Origin of the sequence: Pseudarthrobacter sp. LT1 (genome assembly GCF_035621795.1) — a bacterium.
In the GTDB taxonomy this organism is placed as follows: Bacteria; Actinomycetota; Actinomycetes; order Actinomycetales; family Micrococcaceae; genus Arthrobacter.
In genome coordinates, this window is the sequence record NZ_CP141830.1 from 4,150,088 (window position 1) to 4,171,916 (window position 21,829).

At 68.0% G+C, this 21,829-nt stretch carries 26 protein-coding genes and 1 riboswitch; of the genes, 13 read left to right on the forward strand and 13 right to left on the reverse strand.

The window, feature by feature from the left end; translation table 11 throughout:
* Positions 1–43: 43 nt before the first annotated feature.
* The gene (locus VIK36_RS19525; protein ID WP_255173460.1) at positions 44–460 is read right to left on the reverse strand and encodes a YccF domain-containing protein; all 417 of its coding nucleotides are present in this window, start codon (positions 458–460) and stop codon (positions 44–46) included.
* Positions 461–573: 113 nt separating this feature from the next.
* The gene (locus VIK36_RS19530; protein ID WP_324643283.1) at positions 574–1,185 is read right to left on the reverse strand and encodes a phosphoribosylanthranilate isomerase; all 612 of its coding nucleotides are present in this window, start codon (positions 1,183–1,185) and stop codon (positions 574–576) included.
* A gap of 105 nt (positions 1,186–1,290) precedes the next feature.
* Here VIK36_RS19530 and VIK36_RS19535 point away from each other — a divergent pair, with 105 nt between their 5' ends.
* From VIK36_RS19535 to VIK36_RS19565, 7 genes are all read left to right on the forward strand, one after another.
* A complete protein-coding gene (locus VIK36_RS19535; RefSeq protein ID WP_324643284.1) occupies positions 1,291–1,860 on the forward strand; it encodes a HutD family protein in 570 nt (189 codons plus the stop codon).
* Positions 1,861–1,929: 69 nt separating this feature from the next.
* Positions 1,930–1,995: riboswitch (guanidine-III (ykkC-III) riboswitch) on the forward strand.
* A 9-nt stretch (positions 1,996–2,004) separates the two neighbouring features.
* Entirely contained in the window at positions 2,005–2,328 is a 324-nt protein-coding gene (locus tag VIK36_RS19540) for a DMT family transporter (protein ID WP_255173463.1), read from the forward strand.
* On the forward strand, positions 2,328–2,693 hold the full coding sequence (locus tag VIK36_RS19545) for a DMT family transporter (RefSeq protein WP_255175670.1): 366 nt from the start codon (positions 2,328–2,330) through the stop codon (positions 2,691–2,693). The genes VIK36_RS19540 and VIK36_RS19545 overlap by 1 nt, the downstream gene beginning before the upstream one ends.
* Before the next feature lie 9 nt (positions 2,694–2,702).
* On the forward strand, positions 2,703–3,329 hold the full coding sequence (locus VIK36_RS19550) for a nucleoside/nucleotide kinase family protein (protein WP_324643285.1): 627 nt from the start codon (positions 2,703–2,705) through the stop codon (positions 3,327–3,329).
* A gap of 31 nt (positions 3,330–3,360) precedes the next feature.
* Positions 3,361–4,389, forward strand: coding sequence for an aldo/keto reductase (locus VIK36_RS19555; protein ID WP_324643286.1), 1,029 nt, complete (start codon positions 3,361–3,363; stop codon positions 4,387–4,389).
* A gap of 57 nt (positions 4,390–4,446) precedes the next feature.
* Entirely contained in the window at positions 4,447–4,764 is a 318-nt protein-coding gene (locus tag VIK36_RS19560) for an antibiotic biosynthesis monooxygenase family protein (protein WP_324643287.1), read from the forward strand.
* Between the two features lie 5 nt (positions 4,765–4,769).
* Positions 4,770–5,420, forward strand: a complete 651-nt coding sequence (locus VIK36_RS19565; RefSeq protein ID WP_324643288.1) for an MBL fold metallo-hydrolase — start codon at positions 4,770–4,772, stop codon at positions 5,418–5,420.
* A gap of 58 nt (positions 5,421–5,478) precedes the next feature.
* On the opposite strand, the gene VIK36_RS19570 is transcribed toward VIK36_RS19565, so the two are convergent.
* On the reverse strand, positions 5,479–7,377 hold the full coding sequence (locus tag VIK36_RS19570; protein ID WP_324643289.1) for a DEAD/DEAH box helicase: 1,899 nt from the start codon (positions 7,375–7,377) through the stop codon (positions 5,479–5,481).
* Positions 7,378–7,695: 318 nt separating this feature from the next.
* Here VIK36_RS19570 and VIK36_RS19575 point away from each other — a divergent pair, with 318 nt between their 5' ends.
* Entirely contained in the window at positions 7,696–8,427 is a 732-nt protein-coding gene (locus VIK36_RS19575; protein WP_324643290.1) for a class I SAM-dependent methyltransferase, read from the forward strand.
* Here the strand turns inward: VIK36_RS19575 and VIK36_RS19580 are convergent.
* Together VIK36_RS19580 and VIK36_RS19585 are read right to left on the reverse strand one after the other, a co-directional pair.
* Entirely contained in the window at positions 8,424–9,848 is a 1,425-nt protein-coding gene (locus VIK36_RS19580) for an MFS transporter (RefSeq protein WP_324643291.1), read from the reverse strand. The genes VIK36_RS19575 and VIK36_RS19580 overlap by 4 nt on opposite strands.
* 8 nt (positions 9,849–9,856) lie before the next feature.
* On the reverse strand, positions 9,857–11,203 hold the full coding sequence (locus tag VIK36_RS19585; protein WP_324643292.1) for an MFS transporter: 1,347 nt from the start codon (positions 11,201–11,203) through the stop codon (positions 9,857–9,859).
* Positions 11,204–11,340: 137 nt separating this feature from the next.
* On the opposite strand from VIK36_RS19585, the gene VIK36_RS19590 reads away from it, so the two are divergent.
* Together VIK36_RS19590 and trmB are read left to right on the forward strand one after the other, a co-directional pair.
* Positions 11,341–11,910, forward strand: coding sequence for a hypothetical protein (locus VIK36_RS19590; RefSeq protein ID WP_324643293.1), 570 nt, complete (start codon positions 11,341–11,343; stop codon positions 11,908–11,910).
* A 78-nt stretch (positions 11,911–11,988) separates the two neighbouring features.
* The gene (trmB, locus tag VIK36_RS19595; protein ID WP_255173473.1) at positions 11,989–12,912 is read left to right on the forward strand and encodes a tRNA (guanosine(46)-N7)-methyltransferase TrmB; all 924 of its coding nucleotides are present in this window, start codon (positions 11,989–11,991) and stop codon (positions 12,910–12,912) included.
* A gap of 15 nt (positions 12,913–12,927) precedes the next feature.
* Here trmB and VIK36_RS19600 read toward each other — a convergent pair whose 3' ends face one another.
* Together VIK36_RS19600 and VIK36_RS19605 are read right to left on the reverse strand one after the other, a co-directional pair.
* Positions 12,928–13,374, reverse strand: a complete 447-nt coding sequence (locus tag VIK36_RS19600; RefSeq protein ID WP_255173474.1) for a hypothetical protein — start codon at positions 13,372–13,374, stop codon at positions 12,928–12,930.
* Positions 13,375–13,379: 5 nt separating this feature from the next.
* Positions 13,380–14,960, reverse strand: a complete 1,581-nt coding sequence (locus VIK36_RS19605; RefSeq protein ID WP_324643294.1) for a hypothetical protein — start codon at positions 14,958–14,960, stop codon at positions 13,380–13,382.
* Positions 14,961–15,175: 215 nt separating this feature from the next.
* On the opposite strand from VIK36_RS19605, the gene VIK36_RS19610 reads away from it, so the two are divergent.
* Positions 15,176–15,994 carry a DUF1206 domain-containing protein gene (locus tag VIK36_RS19610; protein WP_324645321.1) on the forward strand — a complete coding sequence of 273 codons (819 nt, stop codon included), beginning with the start codon at positions 15,176–15,178 and terminating at the stop codon, positions 15,992–15,994.
* Between the two features lie 27 nt (positions 15,995–16,021).
* Positions 16,022–16,540, forward strand: a complete 519-nt coding sequence (locus VIK36_RS19615; RefSeq protein WP_324643295.1) for an SRPBCC family protein — start codon at positions 16,022–16,024, stop codon at positions 16,538–16,540.
* On the opposite strand, the gene VIK36_RS19620 is transcribed toward VIK36_RS19615, so the two are convergent.
* Both VIK36_RS19620 and VIK36_RS19625 read right to left on the reverse strand, forming a co-directional pair.
* Positions 16,537–17,211, reverse strand: a complete 675-nt coding sequence (locus VIK36_RS19620) for a zf-HC2 domain-containing protein (RefSeq protein ID WP_324643297.1) — start codon at positions 17,209–17,211, stop codon at positions 16,537–16,539. The two genes, VIK36_RS19615 and VIK36_RS19620, sit on opposite strands and share 4 nt — an antisense overlap.
* Complete coding sequence (locus VIK36_RS19625; protein WP_255173478.1) at positions 17,208–17,708, reverse strand: sigma-70 family RNA polymerase sigma factor; 501 nt, start codon at positions 17,706–17,708, stop codon at positions 17,208–17,210. Before VIK36_RS19625 ends, VIK36_RS19620 begins: the two co-directional genes overlap by 4 nt.
* A 305-nt stretch (positions 17,709–18,013) precedes the next feature.
* On the opposite strand from VIK36_RS19625, the gene VIK36_RS19630 reads away from it, so the two are divergent.
* Positions 18,014–18,565 carry a hypothetical protein gene (locus VIK36_RS19630; RefSeq protein WP_324643299.1) on the forward strand — a complete coding sequence of 184 codons (552 nt, stop codon included), beginning with the start codon at positions 18,014–18,016 and terminating at the stop codon, positions 18,563–18,565.
* Between the two features lie 38 nt (positions 18,566–18,603).
* Here VIK36_RS19630 and VIK36_RS19635 read toward each other — a convergent pair whose 3' ends face one another.
* The 4 genes from VIK36_RS19635 to VIK36_RS19650 form a co-directional block, all read right to left on the reverse strand.
* A complete protein-coding gene (locus VIK36_RS19635; protein ID WP_324643300.1) occupies positions 18,604–19,428 on the reverse strand; it encodes a hypothetical protein in 825 nt (274 codons plus the stop codon).
* On the reverse strand, positions 19,421–19,999 hold the full coding sequence (locus VIK36_RS19640) for an RNA polymerase sigma factor (protein WP_255173481.1): 579 nt from the start codon (positions 19,997–19,999) through the stop codon (positions 19,421–19,423). Before VIK36_RS19640 ends, VIK36_RS19635 begins: the two co-directional genes overlap by 8 nt.
* A gap of 170 nt (positions 20,000–20,169) precedes the next feature.
* Positions 20,170–20,871, reverse strand: coding sequence for a protein tyrosine phosphatase (locus VIK36_RS19645; protein ID WP_324643301.1), 702 nt, complete (start codon positions 20,869–20,871; stop codon positions 20,170–20,172).
* Between the two features lie 165 nt (positions 20,872–21,036).
* The gene (locus tag VIK36_RS19650; RefSeq protein ID WP_255173483.1) at positions 21,037–21,648 is read right to left on the reverse strand and encodes a DMP19 family protein; all 612 of its coding nucleotides are present in this window, start codon (positions 21,646–21,648) and stop codon (positions 21,037–21,039) included.
* Positions 21,649–21,829: the final 181 nt, after the last annotated feature.

A 21,829-nucleotide genomic window follows, 5' to 3' on the forward strand; every position in this document is an offset into this window, starting at 1 on the left:
GTCCTGCCTGGCGGTACTTCCTACCTGACGCGGTACGTCCTGCCTAGCGGTAGGTCCTGAGGGGATAGGTGCTCGCAAAAGGCGTGGTGCTGGGCACGATCTGCTTCCCCAGCGGCATCAGGGACACCGGAATGAGCTTGAGGTTAGCGATGGCCAGCGGGATGCCAACGATGGTCACAGCCATGGCGAACGCGGTCACCACATGTCCAATGGCAATCCAGATCCCGGCCACCAGCAGCCAGATCACGTTGCCCAGCAGCGGGAAGACACCTGTGCCGCCAGGCTTGTCTACCACCATCCGGCCAAACGGCCACAGCGTGTAGGCAGCGATCCGGAATGAGGCAATGCCCCACGGGATGGTGACGATCAGCAGGCAGCAGACCACACCCGCCAGGAAGTAGCCCAGGGCCAGCCAGAAGCCGCCAAAAACCAGCCAGATGATGTTCAAAAGTGTCTTCATGCACCCATTGTGCCCTTGACCCCCTGACAAAAAGGCCTTCGGCCCAAAAGATCGGGGACATCCCTGATCCTCCCCTGACCCTGACCCGCCCGGGCCACCAGAGGCTCGGGCGGCTAAACCGTGGCAGCCGCTTTCGCAGCCTGGACGAACGCCCGGACCTTGGCCAGGTCCTTCACGCCGCGGGTCGCTTCAACGCCGGAGGAAACGTCCACGCCCCAGGCGTGCGCGGCGGCTGCTGCCTGGCCCACGTTCGCCGCCTCAAGGCCGCCCGCGAGCAGCCAGTTCCGTCCCTGAAGCACGGGCAGGGCCGCCACGGAGGCGTAGTCCCAGGACTCACCGGAGCCCGGCACGGCGGCATCGATCAGGAGCAGGTCCTCACCCCAGTCTTCGAACTCGTCCTCGCCGGCACCCATGGTGATGGCCCTGACCAGCTTCATGCCGGCGTCGTGCACTGTTGCCACGTCTGCGCGTGACCGGCCGCCATGCAACTGGATCCATTCCAGCCCCGCGGCCCGGGCGATGGCAATGGCATCGGCGGTGGGCTCGTCGCGGAAGACTCCGATCGGGGTGACGCTCTCCGGAACCCCGGCCAGCAGGGAGGCTGCCTGCGACGGCGAGACAACGCGGGGGCTGGCGGTGAGGACAAACCCCACGGCATCTGCGCCGGCGTCCACTGCTTCGCGGACAGATTCGGGCGTGCTGAGACCACACACTTTGACGAACATTCCCGGGCTCCTTCAGGCTGTTTTCGTGTTGACCCCCCGGAGGAGATTAGCAGGGACCGGACACAACTGCGATGAGCGGCCCTGGCGGGGAACTAGGCTGGGCTGATGCAGATCATCCGCTTCGCTGACCTCAAGGCCGAACCATGGCGCAACGGCGGCGGGGTGACCAGGGAAATTGCCCGCCAGGCTTCACCCGACGGCGGGTGGGACTGGCGGTTGAGTATCGCGGACGTGGCCAAGGCAGGCGACTTTTCGCCTTTTCCGGGCATGGAGCGCGTCCTGACGGTCATCGAGGGCGAACTGCTGCTCCTCACCGTGGACGGCGCGGAGCAGCCCCTGGAGAAGTACCGTCCGTTCCGGTTCGACGGCGGCGCCGCCACCGGGGCCAAGCTGCCCACGGGTGACATCCGCGACCTCAACGTCATCACCCGGACCGGGGCGTTCAAGGGCTTTACCTCCATCATTGAGCTGTCCAAAAAGCGCGCCCACCCCGTGTTCGAGGGGCAGTTGGGGGTTCTGCTGCAGGGACAGGCGAAGGTCAGCGAAAGCGCTGGGGAACCACTGGAGCTTGGTCGATACGACACCGTCGTGGGGTCGGACAGCGATTCCCCGGAAATCCTGGGCCGCGGCTTCCTGGCCGTGGTGTCCATCGACCCGAACGGCCCCACGGCCTGACTCCCGGCGCAGCTGGTGGGATTGGGCACCAACGGTGGAACCCGCCGTCGTGCCTTGCTACCTTGGAATTCAAGGCTCCGCACCGGAGCCTCCGGACGACGGTTCAGTACCCGGCACGCGACAAGACTGGCCAAAGGAACTGTCATGTCGTGGATAATCCTCATCATTTCCGGGGCGCTGGAGGCCGTCTGGGCCGCCGCCCTGCACCGCGCTTCCCAGGTTTCCGGAACCCGGCGGGTTGCCCCCACCGCCCTGTTCCTGGTGGCCGTGGCCGCCAGCACCGGCGGGCTTGCCGTGGCCATGCAATCCATCCCCACAGGAACGGCCTACGCCGTGTGGGTGGGCGTGGGCGTGGTCCTGACATCCGCCTACGCGATGGCCAGCAAGGTTGAACGGCCGACGGCGGCGCGCCTGCTGCTGCTCTCCGGAATCGCCGCGTGCGTGGTCGGCCTCAAGGTGGTGGCGTGATGTTGAAACGCAGCCTTCCGTGGCTGGTGCTGCTGGCCTCCGCCGTCCTGGAGGCGGTCTGGGCCACCGCGCTCGGCCTGTCCGACGGGTTCACCCGGCCCGTGCCCACCATCGTCTTCGCCGTCACCGCAACGCTCAGCATGCTGGGCCTCGGCATGGCCATCCGGAACATCCCGCTGGGCACCGCCTACGCCATCTGGGTGGGCATCGGCGCCGCGCTGACGGTGGGCTGGGCGATGGCCACCGGCGTGGAGCCCTTCAGCGTGGTGAAGCTGCTGTTCATTGCGGGGATCGTGGGCTGCGCCGCTGGTCTGAAAGTGTTGCCAGCCCAAAAAGATGCGCCGCGGGTGCGCAGCGGTGACTAGGCTTTTGCCATGCACTCCCCCGAGATCGCCATGGCCGTGGATACGCTGCGGCGCCGGCTGCTGCCCGGAACGCGCACCATCCTGGGCATAGCCGGGGCGCCGGGGTCCGGCAAGTCCACCTTTGCCGCCTGGCTGCAGGAACAGTTCAGCCCCGGAACCTCGGTAGTGGTGCCGATGGACGGCTTTCACCTGGGCAACGCGATCATCGAAGGGACCCCGCTCCGGCAGCGCAAGGGAGCCATTGATACATTCGACGCCGGCGGCTACCTTTCGCTGCTGCGCCGCCTGGCGCAGCGGGACGAGGCAGTGGTGTACGCACCAGAGTTCCGCCGCACCCTGGACGAGCCGGTGGCCGCCTCCATCGCCGTCCCGGCCGAAGTCCCGCTGGTGATCACGGAGGGCAACTACCTGCTGGCGGACCAGGAGCCGTGGAAGGAGGTGCGGGCGCAGCTGGACGAAGTGTGGTTCCTCGAAACGCCGCCCCCGCTCCGGCTGCAGCGGCTGGTGGACCGGCACATCTCGTTCGGCATGGAACGTCACGCAGCGGTTGCCTGGGCCACCGGGCCCGATGAAGCCAATGCCCGGCTGATCCAGGCCACCCGCCCGGCGGCTGACCGTGTCCTCCCTTGGCTGTAATTTTCAAAAGCAGGAAACGAACAGGAGAACCATGGCAAACGCACCCACTGAACACGGCACCCCTGAAGCCGCGGGAACTGTCCAGCTCGGCGACGGACTGACCGTCAGCCGCCTGGGCTTCGGCGGCATGGCCCTCACGCCGGTCTACGGCGAGGTGGACCCTGCTGAGGCACTGCAGACCCTGCACCACGCCGTCGACGCCGGGGTCAGCTTCATCGACACCGCTGACATCTACGGCGGCGGCAGCAACGAGGAGCTCATTTCACAGCTGCTCAAGGACCGCCGGCACGAAGTGCAGCTGGCCACCAAGTTTGCGCTGGTGGGAACCCCCACTGACGGCTACACGGATATCCGCGGCGACGCCCGGTATGTGCGCGAGGCCGTGGACCGGAGCCTGCAGCGGCTGGGAACCGACGTCATCGACCTCTATTACATGCACCGCCGCGATGTCCGCGTCCCCATCGAGGAAACCGTTGGCGCCATGGCCGAGCTGGTCAACCAGGGAAAGGTCAAGCACCTGGGCCTCTCCGAAGTGACGGCACAGGAACTGCAGGACGCGTCGGCGGTCCACCCGATCGCGGCGGTCCAAAGCGAATGGTCCATCTGGAGCCGGGACGTGGAACGCAACGTGGTTCCGGCCGCCGCCGGCCTGGGCGTCGGCTTCGTCCCGTACTCCCCGCTGGGCCGCGGCTTCCTCACCGGAACCGTGGACACGTCAAGCCTGGGCGCCAAGGACTTCCGGCGGAACATCCCCCGTTTCGCTCCGGACGCCGCAGGCGCCAACCAGGCCGTGGTGGACGCCGTCCGGTCCGTGGCCGACCAGCTCAACGCCACGCCGGCGCAAGTAGCCCTGGCTTGGCTGTTGGCCCAGGGCAAGCGGCTCGGCCTGCCGGTCGTTCCCATCCCCGGCACCCGCAAGGCCGCCCGGATCGACGAAAACCTCGGCGCACTTGCCCTGGAGCTCACCCCGGCGCACCTGGAGGCGCTGGACGCAGCGTCTGACGCCGTCGTCGGCTCCCGTTCCGCGGACCCCACGTGGGTGTCCGAAGGGCGGGAATAGGGCGCGTTTCCCAAAGCCATCACACTGTACCTTTTGACCGATACCCCAAGGAGACCCATGACTGCCATCGTCCACTTTGAAGTCCAAATCGATCCCGCCCGCCGGGAGGACGCCGCCAAGTACCTCTCCGAAACCCTGGCCGCCACCCGGGCGTGGCCCGGCAACCAGGGGATCGAGGCTCTCGTTGACGACGCGGACCCGTGCCACATCCTGGTGGTGGAAACCTGGGCCACCACGCAGGACCACGACGACTACGCCGCCTGGCGGAACACGCCGGAAGGCAAGAGCGAGCTGCACGAGATCCTGGCCGGCCCGCCGTCCAAGCAGGTCTACTCCACCACTATGCATCTTGACCTGCAGCCGTCCGCGGGCTGACGAACATGGACTCACTTCGATATGACCTGCCGGCCCTGACCATCCGCAGCATCTCCGTCAGCGGGATGGACAACAACGTGTACCTGCTGACCGCCAAGGAGAGCGGCGCGCAGGTGCTGATTGATGCCGCTGACGACCTCCCGGCCATCCGGCAACTGCTGGCGGACGGGGCTGCGGACACCTCTGCAGCTCCGCGGCTTGCCCTGGTGGCCACCACGCACCAGCATTGGGACCATGTGCGGGCCCTGAAGGAACTGGTGGAAGCCACGGGGACGCGTACGGCAGCAGGGGCGGACGACGCCGATGCGCTGCCAATTGCCGCCGACCGGCGGCTCGGGCACGGGGACACGGTGGCCGTGGATGGCTTCGAGCTCACCGCGGTGCACCTGCGCGGCCATACGCCCGGCTCCATCGCCTTTGTCTATGAGGACCCGGAAGGTCCGGCCCACATCTTCTCCGGCGACTCGCTGTTCCCGGGCGGTGTGGGCAACACGGAGAAGGACCCAGAACGGTTCAACCAGCTCCTGTCCGACGTCACGGAACGGCTGTTCGGCGCCTACCCGGACACCGCCGTCGTCCATCCCGGGCACGGCAAGCCAACCACGCTGGTTGCCGAGCGGCCGCACCTCGATGAGTGGCGCGCCCGCGGCTGGTAAATCCCCTTAAATGGCTGAGCGGGCCCACCTAAAAGGCGGGCCCGCTCAAAAGGCACTTCTAGCGGCCGCGGCGCTCGTTCGACGCAGGGGCGGACGCGCGGCGGGGGCCGCTGCGGGCGGGACGGCCCGAGCCGCCGTTGCCTGAACTGCCGCTGCCGGAACCGTAGGAGCCTCCCGAGGTTCCGCCGGTGTTGGAGGACCAGACTGCCTTGCTTCCACCGGTTGCGCCGGAGCGCTGGCCGGAGGCACCCGCTGCGGCGCGCTGGCCGGTTGCGGGGCGTCCGCTGCGCTGGCCACCGCCCGAGGCAGGGCGTCCGCCGGTGGGGCGTCCGGTGCCGCCACGGGGAGCGTCACTGCGGGTGATCCGCGAATCGCTGCGGCCCTCGGCTGCACGCCCGTCCGATCCGCGGCCGGCCGATGAGCGGCCACCTGCTGCGGGAACGTCGTTGCGGTGGGTCGAAGCGGTGCCGCGGCCGCGGGCGTTGCGGCGGGCAGCGGCTGCTGCCACTGCGCGGTCCTCGTTCTGCTCGGCATTGCGGTCGAACGCGGCACGGGCTTCCGTGCGGCCCTCGAAGGCGACAGCCCGGCGCTCGGCGCGGGTGGCGTCGCTGCGGGCGGGTTCGGCCGAAACCTTGCCGCGTCCACCACGTCCGCCACGCCCACCGGTGGTGGGAGCAGCCTGGCGGCGTGCACGCTTGCGCTCCGCGTTGGCGCCGGTGGAGGTGCCGCCGCCCTGCCTGGGTGCCTTGGCTGCCAGCAGCGCGGCACGGGTGCGGGGGTCGACCTTCTCCGCAAGGTCGCCAACCAGTTCAGCCACGATGGGTGAGCTGGCCGTGACGCGCTCAAAGCTGACGTCCACGCCGGCGGCCTTCATCAGCTTCTTCACGTCGGCCTGCTGCTCGGGCAGGGTCAACGTGACCACGGTGCCGTCGGAACCGGCACGCGCGGTACGGCCTGAACGGTGCAGGTACGCCTTGTGCTCGGTGGGCGGGTCCACGTGGATGACCAGTTCGACGTCGTCGACGTGCACACCGCGGGCGGCGACGTCGGTGGCCACCAGGACGCGGACGTCACCGTTGGAGAACTCGGCCAGGTTGCGGTCACGCGCATTCTGGGAGAGGTTGCCGTGCAGGTCCACGGCGGGGATCCCGGCGTCGGTCAGGGTCTTGGCCAGCTTGCGGGCGTGGTGCTTGGTCCGCATGAACAGGACGCGGCGGCCGGCGCCGGAGGCGAGCTCCACGATCAGCTGCTTCTTGACGGTCTGGTCGTTGACCACCAGCACGTGGTGCTCCATGGTGGTCACCGCTGCCTGCGGATCGTCCACGGAGTGGGTGAGCGGGTTGGACAGGTAGCGCTGGACGATCTTGTCCACGCCGTTGTCCAGGGTGGCGGAGAAGAGCAGGCGCTGGCCCTGGCTGGGGGTCATGTCCATGAGCTTTTTGACCACCGGCAGGAAGCCGAGGTCGGCCATGTGGTCGGCCTCGTCCAGGACGGTGATCTCCACCGCTTCAAGGGTAAGGATGCGCTGGCGGATCAGGTCCTCCAGGCGGCCGGGGCAGGCGATGACGATGTCGACGCCGGCGCGCAGCGCCTTTTCCTGCCGGGCCTGGGAGATGCCGCCGTAGATCACGGTGGTGTTCAGGCCGGCGGCCTTGGCCAGCGGCTCGATGGTGGCGTTGATCTGGGTTGCCAGTTCACGGGTGGGTGCCAGGACCAGGCCCATGGGGCGTCCGGGCTTGCGGAAGTACTTGGCTTCCCGCTCAGCGAGTCTTGCTACAAGCGGGATAGCGAAAGCAATGGTTTTACCGGATCCGGTCCGGCCCCGGCCCAGGACGTCACGGCCGGACAGCGTGTCCGGAAGGGTCTTCACCTGAATGGGGAACGGTTCAACGATTCCCTGGGCGGTAAGGGTGTCTGCAAGGGCCTTGGGAGTACCGAGGGCAGCAAAAGTAGTCATGTAGTTTTTTACGGTCTTTCTGGCGGTATCCAGGCGGATATCGGCCCCCGATGCCGGTTGGACCAGGGGTTTCGCCGAAGAAAAGTCAGGTGATCAACCGGGCGCTGTAAATAAGGACAGCCGGCCGGGACCAAATGGAACGCGTTCATCGACGCAGGATGTGCCTCTCACATGAAGAAAGCCCACTCCCTGGAAAGGAACCTCCAGATCCGGAGCAGGCGGCATCACTGCACATCAAGTTCCCCCAGTCTATCATCCCCGCGCCGGGAACCCGTCGTCGGCGTTGCCTTCGGGGGCATGGCGGGGCAGTGTTGAGGCATGAGCGAGCACCAGGACACCCAGCACGAAGGGCACGCGCACGACGGCGGCACGTCGCCGGAAGGGGGCGGCGGCGGCAGTGACGCGGCTTCCGCCTGGGACGAGCGGTACCGCAGCAAAGCAAGGCTGTGGAGCGGCAAGCCGAACCCGCAGCTGGTCCGGGAGGCCGGTGGCCTGCGGCCCGGGAAGGCGCTGGAACTGGGATGCGGCGAGGGCGCCGACGCCATCTGGCTGGCTCAGCAAGGCTGGTCCGTGACCGCGGTCGACGTCTCCGCCGTTGCCCTGGAACGGGCCCGCTCCCACGAACTGGCCGAACTGGCGCGGGAAAGCGTGCACGCCTCGAACGGCAATATGGAAAGCCGGATCACATGGCAGCTGGCGGACCTGACGCAGTGGCAGCCGGAAGATTCCTATGACCTGGTGACGTCGCAGTTCCTGCATTCCCAGGAGCTGGACTGGCGGATCCCGCTGCGCACCGCGGCCTCGGCCGTCAAACCGGGCGGAACGCTGCTGGTGGTGGGCCACCACCCGGACCGGCTGCCGCCGTGGGGTCCGGGGCACCACCATGAAGGCATGTTCTACACCGGGAACCAGCTGGTGCGGGAACTGGGACTGGATCAGCCCGGATGGCAGCTGGAGGTCCTCACCAGCCGGGAGCGCCCAGTGACCGGGCCGGAAGGGCAGGAGGCCACCATCGCCGACGTCATCGTGCGCGCCACCCGCCTTTCCTAGCCGCCCACGCGCCCCCCGGCGGTGACGCGCGGTGCCACCAGGACCGCGGCGACCCCGATGGCGGCGGTGAAGGCGAAGACCCCTGCGAAGGACTGGACCGGCGTCGTGAATGCCGCGAACACAATCCCGGTGGTGGCCAGGGACAGCGCGCCGCCCAGGGAGTCTGAGATGGACATCGCGGAGCTGTTGAAGCCTTCGTTCTCCTTAGTGGACAGGGCCAGGGTCATCACGCTCAGGCGGGGGTAGAGCAGGCCCATGCCACCCCCTGCCAGCACCCAGCCCGCGATGGCGGTGGCGGGCGGCCAGTGCAGCGCGGTGGTGGCCAGGGCCAGAGTTATTGCGGCCAGGACCATGAGCGAACCGGACTGGACGGCGCGGCGGTGCGGCAGCCGTGTGCCCATCCGGCCCTGCACAGCGGCGGCCCCCGCCCATGCCAGCGCGCCGCCGGTGAGGGTCAGGCCGGCCAGTGTGGGCGGGAACGAATACTGGTCGATCAGGAGATACGGAAGGTAGACCTCGGCGCCGAAGAACGAGGCCGATGCAAGCCCCCGGGCAAGGATGACGCTGGGCAGGCCGCGGCGGGCGGCGAGGGTGCCGGAGGGCACCAAAGGGCGCACAGCCACCAGGGCAAGGACGACGGCGGCGAGCGCCAGGAGTGCCGTGGCTGCCGGGAAGCCGGGGATGCTGGCGTCCGCGGAGAGATTGAGCCCCAGCACGGCGAGCGCGGCCAGTGCCGCCCATCCCAGCCGGCCCAGGGCCCACGGCTGTGCGGTTTCGTCGGGTTGGCCCGTCCCGGCCGGCCGCCCCTCCGCGTCGGGTCCGTCCAGTCCGCGCAGCACGGGCACGATCATCGCGAGCGCCGGAATGACCAGGCCCACCACCCCCAGGAACACCCAGTGCCAGCTGAAGACCTGCGCCACCACACCTGCGGCGAAGGGTCCCACCAGGGACGGGACCACCCAGGCGGCCGAAAACGCAGCGAAGATCCGAGGGTGGAGGGGGCCCGGGAAGAACCGCGCCACCAGCACGTACAGCGCGACCGTGAGGGCGCCGCCGCCCAGCCCCTGCACCAGTCGCCCCACCACGAGCATGGGCATGGACGCCGAGCTGCCCGCGATGAGCAGGCCCAGCACGAACAGCGCCACCGAGGCATACAGCGGCGCGGCCGGCCCTCGGCGGTCTGACCAGTTTCCGGCTCCCACCATGCCGATCACGCCCGTGGCCATGGGCCCCGCAAAGGCCAGCGCGTAGAGGCTTCCGCCGTTCAACTCCCGGCTGACCAGGGGCATGATGGTGGTCACGGCAAGGGATTCGAAGGCGGCCAGGAACACCAGGGCGCAGGTTCCCACGGTCACCCAAAGGTATGGTGGCCGGAAGATCCCGGCGGCGTCGCGGGTTCCCGGGAGCGTGGAGTCCTGCACAGCGGTTCCTACTCCACGAACCGGTTCCGGCCGGACCGGTAGCCAAAGACCGCCGCGAGCAGGCCCACCACCATGAACAGGACCCCGGCGGGAACGAAGGACCCCGTTGCCTGGTGGAGCTGGCCCACCATGAGGGTGCCCGTGGAGCCAACTCCGTAGCCCACACCCTGCATCATGCCGGAGAGGTGGGCGGCGGTGTGCCCGTCACGGGTGCGGAGCATGATCAGGGTCAATGCGGCGGCGGTGAGGCTTCCCTGCCCCAGTCCCAGCAGGCCGGCCCACACCCAGATGAGGTTGAGCGGGCCGAGGATGCTCAGCACGAATCCCCCGCCGGTCATCAGTGCCACCACCGTGTTGATGGCGCGCTGGTCGCGGAACCTCGCAGCAAGGGCCGGCGCGAACAGGGAGCCCAGCATCTGCAGCACGATACACACGGCAACGATCAGCCCTGCGGTGGCCCCGTCCACGCCCCTTTCGCGGAGGATCGGCGCCAGCCAGGCGAAGCCACTGAAGGACATCATGGCCTGCAGCACCATGAAAATAGTGACCTGCCAGGCGACCGGTGAGCGCCACACATTCACGCCGTCCTTGACGGCCTGGTGCCGGACACTTCCCTGCCGCACGGCAACGGGAAGGAACAACAAGAGGACGACGGCGGCGGGCAGCGCCCAGACCCACAGCGCCTTGGTCCACTCCCCCGTCGCCGTGTAGACCGGGTAGGTGAAGCCGGCCCCGAGGGCGGCTGATGCGCAGATCGCGGTGGTGTAGAGGCCGCCCATGAGCCCCAGCCGGTGCGGGAAGTCGCGCTTCACCAGCCCGGGGAGGAGCACGTTGCACAGGGCGATTGCCGCCCCGCAGGCTGCCGTTCCAACGAGGAGGGCCGGCAGGTGGCCCGAACCGCCGGCGGCTGCCCCGGTGTCCACCGGCCGCAGCAGCAGTCCAGCGGTCAGCAGTGCCATGGCGCCCAGCAGCACACGCTCCGCGCCGAACCGCCGGGCCAGGACCGGGGCGACGGGTGCGAACACGCCCAGCAGTGTCACGGGAACCGTGGTCAGCACCACCACGGACCAGCCGGGCAGCCCGGCCTGCGATGTCACTTCCGGCAGGACGGCGGAGAGGCTGGAAAAGACGCTGCGCAGGTTCAGGCCGATCAGGACCAGGCACACACCCAGATATGCCAGGGCGCGCCGGCTGCCCACGCGGGTGGGTTCCGCAGGCGGCAGCTCATCAATTTCTGCATCCACCAGGGTGCTGAGGTCCACCAGGCTGCTGCCCGTCCTGGTCCGGCCATGGGCTTCCCCGGAGTCAGCCCTTCGCTGCTGCATCCCCGGTTCGGCATTCGTTGCGTCGGTCATCCGCCCATTCTTGCAGGCGGGCACCGGCGTGGAGTTTTCCACATACGGACGTGCGCACCTTCCGGCGCTCCAGGCAGATTCGTAGGTTGTTACCAGCCGCGGCCACGCACCTGGCCGCACCTAGCAACGGGAGCACCATGGAAACGACACCGCAGCCGGGATCACCCCCCGCCCCGCCCGAGAGCCGGACGCTGAAGGGTGGACCACTGGAGGGCACGGAGTTGGAGGGCACAGCGTCGGAAAGTGCAGGGCTGGAGGGCACGGAGTTGGAGGGCACAGCGTCGGAAAGCGCAAGGCTGGAGGGCGCATCGCCGGAGAACGCACCGGCGGACGGGACGGGGCCGCCTCCCTTCCACGGCGGCCCTGGTCAGCCGCCGGGAGCGCCCGGTCATAAAGCGACGAACAGCCTGGTCCTGGCGATCCTTGCCCCGGTCAGCATGCACCTGACGGGACCGTTCGCCGGGCTGGCCATGCTCCTGACCTATTCGGACAACGGCTACTCCCGCACTCCCTGGGTAGCTCCCTTCGTGCTGTTCAGCCTGCCTCTCCTCTTCGCCTTCCTCGGTCTCCGGCTGGCACTCCCGGCACTGAAACAGTTGCCACGGGGATCAGGAAGCCGGTCCGTGGCGGCAGTTGCCCTCTGCATCTGCGGCGTGGTCTTCGCCCTGGCACTCGGTCCCGCACTCGACCTCATAGGCGTGTTCTGAGCATCGGAGTGCTCCGGGCACAGGCGTATTCAGGGCGTTCCGATCGTCCATCGTCGCCGCGGCGCTATTCTGGAAGGGATGAGCGAATCCCCTGAAAACCCCCAGCAGCCGCATGTCCCCAGGCCCGTGACGCCCGGCACCCAGGCCTCCTTCGGCACGTACGGCGGCCGCCCCGTCAGTTTCGTGCGCCGCGGCACCAGGCTTCAGGGGCGCCGGCAGGCCGCCTGGGCCGAGCACGCCGAGCGGTGGGCAGTCAACGTGCCACGGCATGTAGCCAACACTTCGGTCCACCCCGACTACACCTTTGACGCAGCCACAGAATTCGGCCGTGAAGCCCCGCTCATCGTCGAGATCGGATCCGGACTCGGCGACGCCATCTGCCATGCGGCGGAACAGAACCCGGACACCAATTTCCTGGCCGTGGAGGTCTACACGCCGGGGCTGGCCAACACGATTATCAAGATCAACAGCAGGGGCTTGAACAACGTCCGCGTGGTGGAAGCAAACGCACCCGAGGTCCTGGCCACCATGCTGCCCGAAGGCTCGGTCAGCGAACTGTGGGTCTTCTTCCCGGACCCCTGGCACAAGTCGCGGCACCATAAGCGCCGCCTCATCCAGCCCGAGTTCGCCGGGCTTGCGGCACGGGCGCTGAAGCCGGGAGGCCTGTTCCGGATCGCCACCGACTGGTCAAACTACGCTGTCCACGTCCGGGACGTCATGGCGGGTTCGGGAGACTTCGAAAACCTGCACACCGGCGAGCGCCGCGGCCCCGAAAGCCCCCTGACGCAGGTGTGGCAGTCCGGCGTCGAATCGGTGGTGGGCGGGGCGCCGGTACGTGAGGGGCGCGCCCCGGTCAGCACGGAACACACCGGGCCCAACGAGGGCGTGGACGAAACAGGCGGCTGGGCTCCCCGCTTCGAGGGCAGGATCCGGACCAGCTTCGAGGCAAAGGCCCACGAGGCCGGGCGGCTGATCTTCGATCTCTGCTACCGGCGCCGCTGAGGCCCGGGGACGCCCCTAGCCGACGTTGATGGCGGCCACGATCTCCTTGAGCATGGCCAGGCGCGGTTCCGCTTCCGGGTTCAGGTAGGGCCAGACGACCACGACACCGATGAACCGGCCGCTTTCCCACACGCCCACTGTGGCCGCCACCTTGGCGGGGCCGCCGTCGTCGTCATATCCCACCACCACGGCGTAGGCCGCCTTGCCGGGCAGGTTCAACTCGCCCTCCGCCAGGAGGGTGCCGCCGCGGTCCTCAAGGTAGAAGTCAGCCATCAGGTGCGCCCAGCCGTTGGCCTGCGGCGCATCCTGCACGGAGGTGTCATCCTTGATGACGGTGACCAGGACGCCGCCCAGCAGGCCGTACTGTTCGCTGTTGGGCCCGGCCGTGGAATCCTCCAGGACCTGGGTGTGCTCGGGAAAATCTGCGGTGAAGCCCAGCGGGGATTCGATGTGCACTGACATTGGTTTCAGAGCCTCTCGAGCTTGGTGTCGTTGGGGACTTTATAGTACGTGGACACATTGGTGGTGGCCTGGTTCTCGGTCTTGACGTCCACTTCACCCACCTTGACGTCGAACCCGGCCTCGTTGGTGGCCGTCACGACGGAGTTCACCTGCACGGTGGCGGAGCCGGCCTCGTACAGCCGGGCGGCATCTCGGGCGGCACCCGCATCATTCCCCAGGGCCACGTTGCGCAGGTAGCTGTCGATGACCGGGCGGTTCTCGGGCGAGTAATCGACATCGATCCTGACGCTGCCCTGGGTACCGGCCGTCACGGTGGAATCGAACTTCGCAGCCTCGGTCTTCACACCGGACGTGACGCCCTGGGCCACGGTCCCGTCCATGGAGACGGACACGGAATCGATGTTGTTGTCCTTGTCCATGTTGACCTGCAGGCCGCCCTTGCCGGAGGCCTCGAAGACCCGGCCGTCCAGCTTGAGCTGGCCCTGGGCGGAAACCTCCCCGCTGGCTGTGGAAGTACCGTCCGTCAGGTTCCGCTCATACGCAAGATCGAGCTTCGCCCCGCCGGACGCCGTGCCGGACTCGCCGCTGGCATCGAGCGAGAACGTGCCCTTGGCCTTGTCCGTCTGTCCGGTGGAGCCGTTGTCCTTCGCCGCATCATTGATGGTGTCCAGAATGTATCCGGGCGGGTTGCCGGCCACATCCTTGATTTCACCGATGCTGTCCGGCGGAAGGTCGCGGTACATCTGCCCGCGGGCAGCCATGGCTTCCTCCACGCTGCCGAACGTGTACTCGCGGGACACCTCGCCGGTGAGCGTCGCCCCCGCCGTGCCGCTGGCGTCGTTGACGCCCAGGCCCATGTTTCCGTACACCTTCATGGTGGCGGAGCCGTCGGCGTTCTCCACCACTTCGGTCCCCACCTCGGCGCCGCCGTGGACCCAGGCAACCCGGGCTTCGATGGAGGCCTTGCCCGTTTCCGTGTAGACCGGGATGTCTGCTTTGGCCAGGTCCTGCAGGTGCTGTTTTGCCAGCTCCTGCGCGGACGCCGGAATGCCGCCATCCATGCGCATGAGGTCCTCGGCGAACGGGCCATCGCTGCCCTCGCCCTGGATCAGGTACGCCCGGTCGGCATCGGACAGGCCGGCCCACCACTTCGCCTGCTCTTCCGGGCTGGCGTTGAGCATCCGGTCCAGTCCCGTTTCGAGCTCCCGGCGGTGTTCGGCAGCCGCCCTGGCTTCTTCGGCCCTTTCCTTGAACCACTCCTTCGCCTGGGCGGCCATCGAGGTGAGCCGGTCCCAGGTGCTGCTGCCGGAGCCGCCGGTTCCGGCCGTTGACGCTTTTTCCTGCTCGTCGGCATGCTTCATCAGGATTTTCGAGTTTTCCCGCAGGCTTGCCACCACTTTGTCGAGGCTGGGACGGTGGCTGGCACTCCACTCCTGGCGGAACCGTTCACCGTCCCGGCCCTTCCACGGCGCGGACTGGATCTGGCTGTGCAGGGACCCTGCGCGGCTGCTCAACAGTGATGCTGCCTGGTCCGCGGCCTTGGCCAGCGCCCGCAACTGGCTGATGTCTGCGCCGTAAAAAGTCATGGTTTCCCCCGGAAAAGAGTGCGGTACGTGTCGATCGCTGGTCCTTATGGTTGCACAGGTGCCGGAACCGGGCGATGGGGATCCCTCCCCATCGCCCGGGCGTGCCCGCCCGACTGTTCCGCGCCCCGGCGGCGTGGGACGATTGGCCTTGTAAGAAGGGCACGCACACCGGCGCACAACCGCGCCTGTCCAAAGGAAAGACGATCAAAGAAGAACTGAAGCAGGTCGTTGACAAGGCCGAGGACGTCACCAATTCGCGGGTCCTCGAGTTCCTGGCCCGGACCGGGTTCGCGGCCAGCGGCATCCTGCACCTGCTGGTGGGTGCCATCGCCATCCGCCTGTCCATGGGCGGCACCGGGCACGCCGATTTCAGCGGCGCCGTGGCTGAGCTCGCCACCATGCCTGTGGGGCCGTTCCTGCTGTGGGGAAGCTTTGCCGCCTGCGCAGCCTTGTCACTCTGGCAGGCCGGTGACGCGATCTTCGACTTCAACCACCAGGCCACCAAGAAAAAGGTCAAGAACAAAGCCAAGGCCGCGCTGCAGGCAATCGTGTATGCGGTGCTGGCGCTGACTCTCTGGCATTTCGCCACGGGTACAGGCACCGGCGATGACAACCGCAAGGCCACCAGCGACTTCACCATTTCCATGATGGCTGCCCCCGGCGGCGTGGCACTGCTGGTGGTGATCGGCGTGGCAGTCGCTGTTACGGGGGTGGCCTACGGTATGCGGGGCCCCAAGAGAAGCTTCGAGAAGCAGCTGCGGATGCCTGCCGCCGGCGCGGCCCGGACCGCTGTGCTGTCCCTGGGCATTGCCGGCTACCTGGCCAAGGGTCTGGTACTGCTGCTGACGGGGCTGCTCATCGTCATCGCCACCATCAAGGAACACCCGGAGGACTCCACCGGCCTGGACGGCGGCCTGCGTGCACTCCGCGACCAGCCCATGGGCCCCTATCTCCTGGCCGCGGTGGGAGCCGGGCTGGTCTGCTACGGCGCGTATATGATCATGCGCGCCCGGCTGGCGAAAATGACCAAGTAACACCCTGCGGCGTGGTTAGGTTGGGGCATGCCCCAGGTACGCGCTGAACGCCTTATCCGTATCGATCCGGAGACTGCGTTCGCCCTCTCCCAGACCACGGGAGACTTCCGGCTCAAGTGGGACCCCTTTATTTCCGCCCAGGGCTTCCTTGACGGGGCGCGTGCGGCGGGAAAGGGCGTCCGCACCCGGACCAGGTCCCGGCTGGGCCTGGTGATGGTGAGCCAGTACGTCTCCTACGCACCGCCACGGAACGTCGGAATGACCATGGTGGCCGGGCCGTGGTTCTTCACGAACTTTGGCGGTGGCTGGCGGTTCACGGCGGACGACGGCGGCACCCGGGCGGTCTGGAAATACACCTTCTCATGCCGTCCGGCTTTGCTCCGGCCCCTCATGGAAGGGATCGGCAGCCGGCTGCTGGGCTACGAGATCGAACGCCGGATCGAGGCCTTCGCCCGCGCCTGCGAGGACCCCGCCCTGGTGGCGGAATTCCGGGCACTGGGGAATGCCGGTGAAGCAGCCAACCAGGCCAGGAACCCGCAGCCCTAGGGAACGGTGATGACCGCCACGGCCCGCTGGGCGCCGTCGCGCAGTTCAACGCTCGAGATGCTGCCCAGCTGGATGGGCGTCGCCCCGGTGACCTTGACCTTTCCGCTGGGGGTTGCAGTCCAGGCGCAGGCCCGGTCCTCCGTGCCTGCCCGGTCCCGCACCCACAGCGAGAGGGTCCCTTCCGCCGGCAGGCTGCTGCCGCTGACCGCAAGTTCGGTCCCCCAAGTCTTCCGGGCCATGTCGATGTTCACCTGGAGCCCTCCGCCGGACGCCACGGAATAGGTGGCATCCGGCTGCGGCGGCCTGACGAGCAGGGGCCCCACGGCCAGGCCCACAGCCAGGCACGCGGCGGCAACAGCCCCGGCCAAAGCCGCCCACCGCCGTCGTAAGGTCCGACGGCGGTGCGCCAGTTCGTTGAACAGGCGCGCCGGGGTGTTGGCATCAGTTCCCTCGCTGCCGCCGGGCACGGCGCTGCTGCCTGGAATGCCGCTGAGCGCCACTGCGTCAGGAACGGGAAGGGAATCAAGGAGCATGGGCACTTTCTCCAGTACCGCCAGTTCCTTGCGGCAGGCGGCGCAGTCCTGGAGATGCGCCTCGAACAGGGTGAGGTCGGCGGGGTCAAGGCCGCCCAGAACGTAGGCGCCCAGCAGGTGGTGCGGGTTGGTGTTCACCGTTCCACCCCCATTTCGTCCAGGATGGTGCGCAGGGCCCGGAGGGCGTAATAGGCGCGGGACTTGACGGTGCCGCTGGGGATGTTGAGCTGGACCGCGGCCTCGTTGACGGTGAACCTGCGGTAATGAAGGGCCACCAGGACGTCCCGGTGTTCCTTGCTCAGCCGCAGCAGCGCTTCCTCCATCAGGACCCGGTTGAGCAGCTCGTCAACGCGGCCCATCACCTCGGCGGGGTCGGTAAGGCTGCTTTCCAGCGCCTCGTGCGGACGGCGCTGGCTCCGGCGGTAGTTGTCGATCATGATGTTCCTGGCTGTGCGGTACAAGTAACTGCGGAAGCTGCCGTTGATTTCCGGGGCATGCTGCCAGACGCGGAGCACGGTTTCCTGGACCACGTCCTCCGCGAGCTGCGGATCCCGGGTGGCGCTGAGCACGAACCGGCGCAGGGCGCTGCCGTGTTCACGGTAGATGGCCTCCACCACGTTGTCGTCGAGCGGCATCCCGCTCCTCCCGTCACTGCCCGTTCCCGCCACTGTCCCGTCCAGACACTGCCCCGCCCAGATCACTGCCCTGCGCACATCGATGCCCTGGGCACATCAATGCCCGCGGGGAACGCCACGGCATCTGCGCTCCCGGCTGTTACCACGACAGGGAACAGGAATCGGTTCAATCGGACAGCGCCACAGCGTACCTGTGAACCATTCTTTACCCGGAGGCGTCGTAGGGGTTAGCGCCCCATGATCCAGAAACGGGCGCCCGGCCGAAGAGGCACCAGCCAAGAAAGCACACAGCCAAGGAGCACACCATGAAACAGCATCTCGGGGCAGGCCTTGCCATCCTGGCCCTGGCGGCAGCCCTCACCGGTTGCGGCAGCAACGCCGGCACCACCCCGGCGGCCACGGCCCCGGCCACCACCGGCGCGTCCTCCTCCAGTGCCTCCTCCACGGCACCGTCGGGCTCTGCACAGTCATCGAAGGCAAGTGCCGCCGTCGAGCTTAAGACAGCTTCCTCTCCGGACGGCAGCATCGTCGTGGACGCGAAGGGCATGAGCCTCTACTTCTTCACCAAGGACACCAAGGACTCCGGCAGCAGCGCCTGCACCGGTTCCTGCCTGGTCCAGTGGCCGCCGCTGACCACCACGTCGGGATCCCCCACCGCAGAGGGCGTGACCGGGAAGCTGGGCACCATCACCACGCCTGACGGCAAGAAACAGGTGACCTTGAACGGCATGCCTCTTTACTACTTCGCAAAGGACACTAAGCCGGGCGACGTCCTGGGCCAGGGCGTGGGCGGAGTCTGGTACCTGTCCGACCCGTCGGGCGCCATGGTCAAGGCAGCGCCGGCCCAGGGCTACTAGGCAAAGCTCCGCGATCCGGGAGAGCTGCAGGACCTGCCCTACTTCAGGGGAACGTCCGGGGTTTTGCCCGGGAGCGGGATCTCGGTAGGCAACGGAACGGGCAGCTTGGGGCCCTGTTCCAGGCCCTTCCTGACGTCCCCCGACACGTCGGTGGGCAGTGCAGGCTCCGCGGGAACCTGGGCAGGCTTCTGCGTAGCCGTCCCGTGAGTGGGGGTGTTTCCCTGCCGTGCCGGAACGCCCGACGGCGCCGCGGCGGCAGGTGCAGAGGCGGGCGCGGGTGCCGGTGGGACGGCATCCGCGCTGCTGGTTGCCGACGGCCGGGGTCCCGCCGGACCGGGTACCGGAGCCGGTTTGGTGTCGTTGCCGGCAGGTGCCGCCGCGGAACCAGTCACGAACGAGGTGACGGCATGGTTCAGCTGGGAGATGGAGTCGCGGAAGCCCTGGTCGGAGGCGGCAGCCACTGCACCGCCGGCAGCGAGCGAGGCAGCCACCGAGAGTGTAGTGAGCGTGATGCGGCGCTTGGCCCTGCGGCGGGCTGCGAGTTCATCAGCCGGTTTCAGTGGGTTGGGTTGAGCTGTGTTGAGTCGAGCTGTGTTGGGTTGAGCTGCCCCGGCGTCCGCGGCGGCCCCGGCGGTGGGAAGCACGGTGGTGGCAGCAGGCCCACCAACGGGCAGCACGGTGGTGGCGGCAGCTGACGTGCCTGCCATCAGCGCTGCGATTTCGGCGGAGGGTGCCGGGGCCTCTGCCGCCAGGGCACGCAGGTTGAGCAGGGCGTCACGGAGCTGGCCGTCGTCGTCCATGCCTGCCTCCAGCAAAAGCTGGTCGACAGCCCCCTGGTTGCGGGATCCTGCGGTGTCACTCATGATGTGCCTGGTTTCTCTTGAGCGTTTGTGCCTTGAGGTTTTGCAGTGCCCGGCGCTGGAGCTGCTTGATGGCTCCGGCGCTCTTGCCCATGATGGCGGCCACTTGGTCGATGGACAGGTCCGCCACGACGCGAAGGGCCAGGACCTCCTGATGTTCTTCGCTGAGCCCTTCCAGCATGGCTTCGGCGCCGGCCGTCAGTTCCACGGCGTGGTCCTCCGCGGACGGCGTGGTCCGGCCGTCATGCTGGGGGTCGTACGGTGTGAGCTGCGGCCTGCGCTCCACCCGCCGGTAGTGGTCCACCATGCGCGCGTGGGCAATTGAGAAGATCAGCGATTTGGCGCCCTGCAGGCCACCCGTGAGCGTGCCGATCCTGGAGTGGAAGGCCAGAAAGACGTCCTGGGTAACGGCCTCGGGGTCATCGAGTCCGCGCGCCTTGAGGTACCCGTGGACCGGGCCCGCGAAGGTTCGATAGGCAGCAGCGAACAACACGGCCGGATCAGTTCCGGCTGCGTTGTCGAATATGTCGATCTCTTCTTGGGCCAAAGTGTCCAGCACCAGCGGCTCCTCCATCCCGGGGCCCGGGCTTGCGCCTGGTCCCGGTTTCCGGTTCGGACTGCCAGTTCCCGTGGTATTCCGGCTGCCTTTTTGCGGGTTTGCCAGGGGGCTCTTCCAAAGGTGCGCGCCCCCGCCCGGCTGCCCGGACTGCGGCCGCAACCGCAGTCCAGACTAGCCAATGAGCCTTAGCGGGCCGAAACCGACGGCGTGTGGATGGTGTTGCCACCCACGGCGGGAACGGCAGGAACAGCAGGAACGGTGTTGGCGCCGTCGACGCCCGGGACGGCCGGAACGGCGGGCACTGCTGGAGCAGCGGGGAGCTCGGGCTTCGCGGCCTCAACGGACACGGAACCCTTGGTTCCGGCACTGGCCTTGGCTGCGGCGTCGGCCTTGGCCACGACGTCGGTGCAGTAGCTCTTGATGTTCGCCTCACCCTGTGCCGCGATGGACAGCGAGGAGAACGCCTTGGAGGAAGCGTCCAGGCCGCCGTGGGTGAAGGCGGTGCACAGGCCCAGGGCGGCGGGACCGGCAGCGTCAACGGCGGTGTTGGCCGTGGCGGACCCGGTGGCGTTGGCACCGGCCTTTTCGTCAGATGCCTCAGCGGACGCGGAAGCCTTGGCTGTGGCCTCTGCGGTGGCGTCGGCGCTCTTCAGGGCGTCGGTGACTGCAGCGGTGGCGGAGGGGGCAGGGGTGGCCTGCGCGTCAGCCGCTGCTTCGGCGGCGAGCTTGGGGGCGGGTGCACCGAAAAGTTCGTGGGCGGTCTGCTGGGCCTGGGCGGGAAGGACACCGGAGACGGCGGCGGCACCGGTTCCTCCTACTGCCAGGGTTCCGGCGGCCAGGACTCCGGCGGCGACTTTGCTGGTGGCGAGAACGGTGAACACAGACATTTACTTCTCCAAAACCTAGACAACACATCGGACTGGGCCCGCCGGGCGGACCCATCACTGACTACATCGCCTGCGGTTGCGGAAAGGTTACGGGTGTTTGGAAATTTCTTTTTCTGCCTTCAAATCGCTGGAAGCGTTCCGGATCGCCGGTCCGCTCCGGCTGTTTCACGGCGCTCCGGCGATCCGCAGAGCTGAGGCACCGGCTGCTTTACGTTCGGCCAAGTCAGGAACCATGGCAGCGAGCCGCTGGATGTAGGGGCCCACTTCCTCGTCGTCCAGCACCAGCAGGTCCGGCTGGCCACGCAGCCACCGGGCATTGAGGGCTGTGATGTTCTCGTGCTCCAGCAGTTCCTCGAACTCGCCGTCAAGCTCCCCGACCCGGAGGAGGGCGCCGGCACTGGACCCGCTGTCACCGGCACCGCCGGCCAGGTAGGACGCTTCGGTTCCGGCGGTCAGCACGCCGTAGGCCTCCGCGGCCCGGTTAAACAGGTCCAGGTGCGCGGTGGCCCCCATCCCTGCCATGCCTTCGCGGACCAGCGGGTCGGTGGCGATCCGGCCGCCCGCCATGACGGCGTACTGCGCGAAGCCGCCCTCCAGCGCCTGCGACAGGTAGAAGTCCACCAGGCAGCTTCGGACGGCCACCGGAGACATGTCTTCCAGCCGCAGCGTGGCCCTGCGCATCGCATCGATGATGGCCGCGTTGGCCTCCACCACCTCCTCATCCCTGCCTCCGATACTGCTGCTGGTCAGGACGACGGGCTGGGGCGTGATGGTCATGGCAATCCTTGCTCGGCGGGGGCGGTGCTCCGGACGCTTTCACGCTACGACGGCCGGTTCACGCCAGCATCGGGAAGGAAATGAACGTCGAGCGAAGTTTTCGGGACCACCAGGGCAGGCAGCCGGCGGCATGGGGGTGCCGCCCGTCGAACTAAGATGGATCAGATAACCACCCACCGGA

What these genes read in the sequence shown, in the direction of transcription:
- VIK36_RS19525 (WP_255173460.1), bottom strand. Translation starts at nt 460, where the DNA reads ATGAAGACACTTTTGAACATCATCTGGCTGGTTTTTGGCGGCTTCTGG.
- VIK36_RS19530 (WP_324643283.1), bottom strand. Translation starts at nt 1,185, where the DNA reads ATGTTCGTCAAAGTGTGTGGTCTCAGCACGCCCGAATCTGTCCGCGAA.
- VIK36_RS19535 (WP_324643284.1), top strand. Translation starts at nt 1,291, where the DNA reads ATGCAGATCATCCGCTTCGCTGACCTCAAGGCCGAACCATGGCGCAAC.
- VIK36_RS19540 (WP_255173463.1), top strand. Translation starts at nt 2,005, where the DNA reads ATGTCGTGGATAATCCTCATCATTTCCGGGGCGCTGGAGGCCGTCTGG.
- VIK36_RS19545 (WP_255175670.1), top strand. Translation starts at nt 2,328, where the DNA reads ATGTTGAAACGCAGCCTTCCGTGGCTGGTGCTGCTGGCCTCCGCCGTC.
- VIK36_RS19550 (WP_324643285.1), top strand. Translation starts at nt 2,703, where the DNA reads ATGCACTCCCCCGAGATCGCCATGGCCGTGGATACGCTGCGGCGCCGG.
- VIK36_RS19555 (WP_324643286.1), top strand. Translation starts at nt 3,361, where the DNA reads ATGGCAAACGCACCCACTGAACACGGCACCCCTGAAGCCGCGGGAACT.
- VIK36_RS19560 (WP_324643287.1), top strand. Translation starts at nt 4,447, where the DNA reads ATGACTGCCATCGTCCACTTTGAAGTCCAAATCGATCCCGCCCGCCGG.
- VIK36_RS19565 (WP_324643288.1), top strand. Translation starts at nt 4,770, where the DNA reads ATGGACTCACTTCGATATGACCTGCCGGCCCTGACCATCCGCAGCATC.
- VIK36_RS19570 (WP_324643289.1), bottom strand. Translation starts at nt 7,377, where the DNA reads ATGACTACTTTTGCTGCCCTCGGTACTCCCAAGGCCCTTGCAGACACC.
- VIK36_RS19575 (WP_324643290.1), top strand. Translation starts at nt 7,696, where the DNA reads ATGAGCGAGCACCAGGACACCCAGCACGAAGGGCACGCGCACGACGGC.
- VIK36_RS19585 (WP_324643292.1), bottom strand. Translation starts at nt 11,203, where the DNA reads ATGACCGACGCAACGAATGCCGAACCGGGGATGCAGCAGCGAAGGGCT.
- VIK36_RS19590 (WP_324643293.1), top strand. Translation starts at nt 11,341, where the DNA reads ATGGAAACGACACCGCAGCCGGGATCACCCCCCGCCCCGCCCGAGAGC.
- trmB (WP_255173473.1), top strand. Translation starts at nt 11,989, where the DNA reads ATGAGCGAATCCCCTGAAAACCCCCAGCAGCCGCATGTCCCCAGGCCC.
- VIK36_RS19600 (WP_255173474.1), bottom strand. Translation starts at nt 13,374, where the DNA reads ATGTCAGTGCACATCGAATCCCCGCTGGGCTTCACCGCAGATTTTCCC.
- VIK36_RS19605 (WP_324643294.1), bottom strand. Translation starts at nt 14,960, where the DNA reads ATGACTTTTTACGGCGCAGACATCAGCCAGTTGCGGGCGCTGGCCAAG.
- VIK36_RS19615 (WP_324643295.1), top strand. Translation starts at nt 16,022, where the DNA reads ATGCCCCAGGTACGCGCTGAACGCCTTATCCGTATCGATCCGGAGACT.
- VIK36_RS19625 (WP_255173478.1), bottom strand. Translation starts at nt 17,708, where the DNA reads ATGCCGCTCGACGACAACGTGGTGGAGGCCATCTACCGTGAACACGGC.
- VIK36_RS19630 (WP_324643299.1), top strand. Translation starts at nt 18,014, where the DNA reads ATGAAACAGCATCTCGGGGCAGGCCTTGCCATCCTGGCCCTGGCGGCA.
- VIK36_RS19635 (WP_324643300.1), bottom strand. Translation starts at nt 19,428, where the DNA reads ATGAGTGACACCGCAGGATCCCGCAACCAGGGGGCTGTCGACCAGCTT.
- VIK36_RS19640 (WP_255173481.1), bottom strand. Translation starts at nt 19,999, where the DNA reads ATGGAGGAGCCGCTGGTGCTGGACACTTTGGCCCAAGAAGAGATCGAC.
- VIK36_RS19645 (WP_324643301.1), bottom strand. Translation starts at nt 20,871, where the DNA reads ATGTCTGTGTTCACCGTTCTCGCCACCAGCAAAGTCGCCGCCGGAGTC.
- VIK36_RS19650 (WP_255173483.1), bottom strand. Translation starts at nt 21,648, where the DNA reads ATGACCATCACGCCCCAGCCCGTCGTCCTGACCAGCAGCAGTATCGGA.